Origin of the sequence: Protofrankia sp. Cj3 (assembly GCF_917627355.1) — a bacterium.
Taxonomy (GTDB): Bacteria; Actinomycetota; Actinomycetes; order Frankiales; family Frankiaceae; genus Protofrankia.
Map to the genome: position 1 here is coordinate 1 of NZ_CAKJTR010000259.1, position 3,977 is coordinate 3,977.

The window sequence follows — 3,977 nt, forward strand, 5'->3', positions numbered from 1 at the left end:
TCGTGCAGATCACGGTGCGGATCTCGTGGTCGAAGGCCAGGAACGGGACGAACTCGGCCCAGGCGTTCTCCCAGAGGCGGATGATCGCCGGGTAGCGGCGTCCGAGGTCGGATTCGGCGAACGCGAGGAACTGTTCCAGGGCGGCGGCCTCGGACGGGGCGGTGTAGACGGGTTTGAGCGTGGCCGCGACGGCGGCCCCGTCCTTCTTCGAGGCAGATCGGAAACTGTTCCGCACAAGGTGCACGTTATGCCGACATCGGCATAACGTGCAGCTCCTGCGCAACTAGACCGATCTTCGTGCCCACGCGATCAGTCCACATTCCTCCGCGTGGCACCCTGAGGAATTGCATATTCCTCAGGGTGCCACGCGGAAGTTTTGCGGTTCGAAGGCGTGACAGAAAGGGACCTGTGGCCGGCCGGGGATGACGGGTCGAATCAGCCTGGGTGAAGGACACATCTGTGCCGGAAGCGAACGCCTTGGCCTGCACGTTCGGGCAGCCCTGTGCCATATGCCATGCGGGACGACGGCCGCTCCAGCATGCTCGGTCGGTGACACACGCGGTGGCTCGACGGGAGGCGCGGGTTGGTCCGCGTCCCGCGGTGCTGCGGCCACAGGCGGTGCCTGCTGCCCGCGTCGGGCCGGCCGCGCTGCTGGCGCCGCAACGCCAGGCAGGGAATCGTGCGGTGATCACCGGTCTCGCCGAACAACGGCCGGGGCCGGTTCAGCGATGTGGCTGCGACCTGCGTACGGACCGCGAAGGCACGGAACCAGCCGTAGACGAGACCGTCCAGCGGGTGGCGAACATGCCCCTGGTGGTGCAGCGGGCGAGCCGCTCGGACCTGCTCGTCGCCCTGAAAGCGGCGATCGCGGCCGGTGACTGGCACGATGTCGCCCTGCGGCTCAACGGGTTCAACGCGCCGGACATCCAGCGGCTGGCCGCTGGCCTGTCGGTGGGGCAGACCGCGAGCACGCGGGCGGCGGTCATCCGGTATCTGGCCGGCTGGCCACACGAGCAACCGATCCTCGACAGCCTCGACGCGGGCCGAGCTGATGTCAGCCGGATCGACGACGCCCTCGAGAAGTCAGAGAGTGATCGGACCGCCGCTGTCAACGGGCTGGATGGCGGCATGTCCCGTGTCGACGCCGAGACGGCCGCGGTACTCGCCGAAATCGATGCCCGCAGCGGTCGGAGTGCGCCGGTGAGCCGAGCCCTGGGCCTGCCGCCCGGTGCGCGCCCCCTTGCCTCGGTGCTGCGACCGGACGGGCAGTATGCGTTCGCAGCTACGGTTGGCTTTGTTTCGACTACCGGTTACAGCGTCCCGCAAGGCGTACTGGCTACCGAGGCGCTCGCCGCGCAGGGCACGGCGGCCGCTGAGGGTGTGGTCGCGGCGCAGGGCTTGCGGATGGCTGGGGCAGCCGTCGTGGAGGGCTCAACGCTTGCGAGATCGCTGATCGTCGGGGGAGAGACGATCCTGGCTGTAGAGGCGGGTGGTGCGGTCCCTCCAGAACACCGGGATCAGTTCCTCGCCGCGCTCCCAGTGACGCGGCCAGGATCGCGGCGGGCTCGGCGCCGGGCCCGAGCCCGAGCCTGAGGTCGAGGTCGAGGTCGAGGTCGAGTCTGAGGCCGGCCGGAGCGAGACGGGCGTTCGGAGACAGCCTCGGGTTCTTCATAGGATGGCGATGCCACCCACGCCCCGGAGAGCCCTGATGACCCGATTGAGCCAGTCCGTTGACCGCGTCACCGCCCTGCTGGAGGGCGCGGACCTCGCGGCCGGCGCCACCGTGCGTGAACTGCTGGGCCTGAGCACGCAGCGCCGCGGTCTGGACCTGTCGGATCTCTCCCCGGCCGAGCAGGCCACACTGATCGCCGAGCGCTCCCAGGAGCTGCAGCCCTCGGTCGACGCCCTGGCCGCGCGGATCACCGAGGCCGGGGAGAAGGGGCGGCCGTTCATCGCCAAGTTCGGCATCGACCCGACCGGCCACGAGGTCCACCTGGGCCACGCGGTACCGATGCTCATCCTGAGCCGGTTCCAGCGCATGGGCCACCAGGTGGTGTTCATCGTCGGTGACGTGACCGCCAAGATCGGTGACCCCTCCGGCCGCTCGGACGAGCGCCCCGCGCTGACCGACGAGGACATCGCCCACAATCTCGCCACCTACCGCGAGCAGGTCACGGCTTTCTTCGACTTCACCCGCGCCCAGTTCCGCCACAACGGCGACTGGCTGCGGGACGTCAAGCTGCCCAGGCTGATCGAGATCACCGCCCAGATCCCGGCCTCGATGCCGTTGCAGCGCGACGACTTCCGTAAGCGCCTGGACGCCGGTCAGGGGCTGTCCCTGGCCGAGCTGCTGTACTCGGTGGTCATGGCGCTGGACTCGGTCGAGATCGCCAGCGACCTGGAGGTCGGCGGTATCGACCAGTTCCTCAATATGCAGATGTGCAGGCATGTCATGCACATCTGCGGCCAGCCGCCGGAACTGGTGGTCGCCACCGCGCTGATCGAGGGCACCGATGGCACCGGGGCGAAGATGTCCAAGTCCAAGGGCAACTACGTCCCCCTGGCCGCTCCCGCGGGTGAGATCTTCGGTAAGATCATGTCGGTGCCCGACCGGTTGGTGGAGCCTTACTTCCGGGCACTGAGCGAGTGGCGGGACTCCGAACTGGCCATCGTCGGTGAGCGGCTGGCCGCCGGGTCGCTGCATCCGATGGATCTGAAGAAGATCCTCGCGGGGGAGGTCACCGCGGCTGTCCACGGTGTCGAGGCGGCCATGAAGGCGCGCGAGGAGTTTGCCGCGCGTTTTTCCAGGCGCGTCTTCGGTGAGGTTGACGACCTGCCAACCATCACGGATCTGGGGCAGTCGATCACCGATGCGGTCAGGGCGCTCGGCTTCGCCAAGAGCAACGGCGACGTCCGTCGGGTCGCCCAGCAGGACGGCCTGCGGCTCGTCGTCGAATCCGCGGGCGTTCAGGACCAGCTCCGGCTCACCGCGGACGAGGCCCGCGAACCGCTCGCGACCGTGCTCAAGGACAAGCTCCATGGCCGGGCCGGCGAGTACTACCTCAAGGTCGGCCGTAGGCTCGCCCGCATCGCCGCCGGGTTCTGACGCGATCCCCCCGCAGCCTCCTGGGCGGATCGCCGGTAGTTCGGCTGTGGCTCCGTGGCTCCGTGGCTGGTGTCGCCTTTTCTGGACATCGGCAACTGGTCCTTTTTGACTAGGCGGATGTGACCACTCCTCACGTTCTGTGATAGGCGTCCGTCGCGGAGCGTTTGGCTTGACGAAGGATTCAGGGGCGGCGCAGGGCGGCACAGGGCGGCCGTGACCGACCGGGCGCCGGCCGGGCGACGAGGTCGTAGGAGGCCGGGGTCGTTCCTCGAGCGTTCGTGGCTCGGCATGCCAGGTATGGGATGTGGGCGCGTGCCGCCTCGGGGAAGGCAGCGCCGGGGAATGTGTGTGCCACCGGCGTCGCGGGGGCCGACAGGCGGAGCTCCCGCGGTTACAAAATGTAATGGAGAAGGTTTCCGCGCTGGGGCGGCACTGACATGCTGTGATCAAAGATCGATTCAGTTCGGGCCAGCTCGGACCATCACAGTGGGCCATGCGGGAGTGACACGCGGAAGGCCTTGCCGGTGCCATGACCGCTACGGGAAGCTTCGCTCGGTCACACGAACCACAACTCGCGCCGGGGGTGCGTAGGTGGACGCGTCGCATGCAACGCGACGTGGGAAGGAACTCTGCCTGCAACAAGCGAAACGTTGGGGAGGGGATGCGGCGGCCTCCGGTCAGCGCCAGCCGTTTTATCGGCCGTTCTATCGGCCTTGTTCAAGGTGGCCCGCCGGGGCGCCGGCCTGAAAGTAAAAGCCCTTTTCGGCCGGGCGATCCAGCTCGCGGTGACATATTGGTACAGCTATTCCGCGACGGTACGTGTGCCGTTTTCCGCTGATACGACTGCTGCGACTAATAAGACTTATACGAC

Annotated in this window: 2 protein-coding genes and 1 pseudogene; 2 read left to right on the forward strand and 1 reads right to left on the reverse strand. The window is 67.8% G+C overall.

The window, feature by feature from the left end; all coding sequences use genetic code 11:
- A pseudogene (locus tag MJ783_RS21785) lies at positions 1 to 244 on the reverse strand (transposase); the annotation flags it as partial.
- A 305-nt stretch (positions 245 to 549) separates the two neighbouring features.
- Here MJ783_RS21785 and MJ783_RS21790 point away from each other — a divergent pair.
- Together MJ783_RS21790 and tyrS are read left to right on the forward strand one after the other, a co-directional pair.
- The gene (locus MJ783_RS21790) at positions 550 to 1,593 is read left to right on the forward strand and encodes a hypothetical protein (protein ID WP_239313407.1); all 1,044 of its coding nucleotides are present in this window, start codon (positions 550 to 552) and stop codon (positions 1,591 to 1,593) included.
- 115 nt (positions 1,594 to 1,708) lie between these two features.
- A complete protein-coding gene (gene tyrS, locus MJ783_RS21795; RefSeq protein ID WP_239313408.1) occupies positions 1,709 to 3,106 on the forward strand; it encodes a tyrosine--tRNA ligase in 1,398 nt (465 codons plus the stop codon).
- The last annotated feature ends 871 nt before the right edge of the window (positions 3,107 to 3,977 follow it).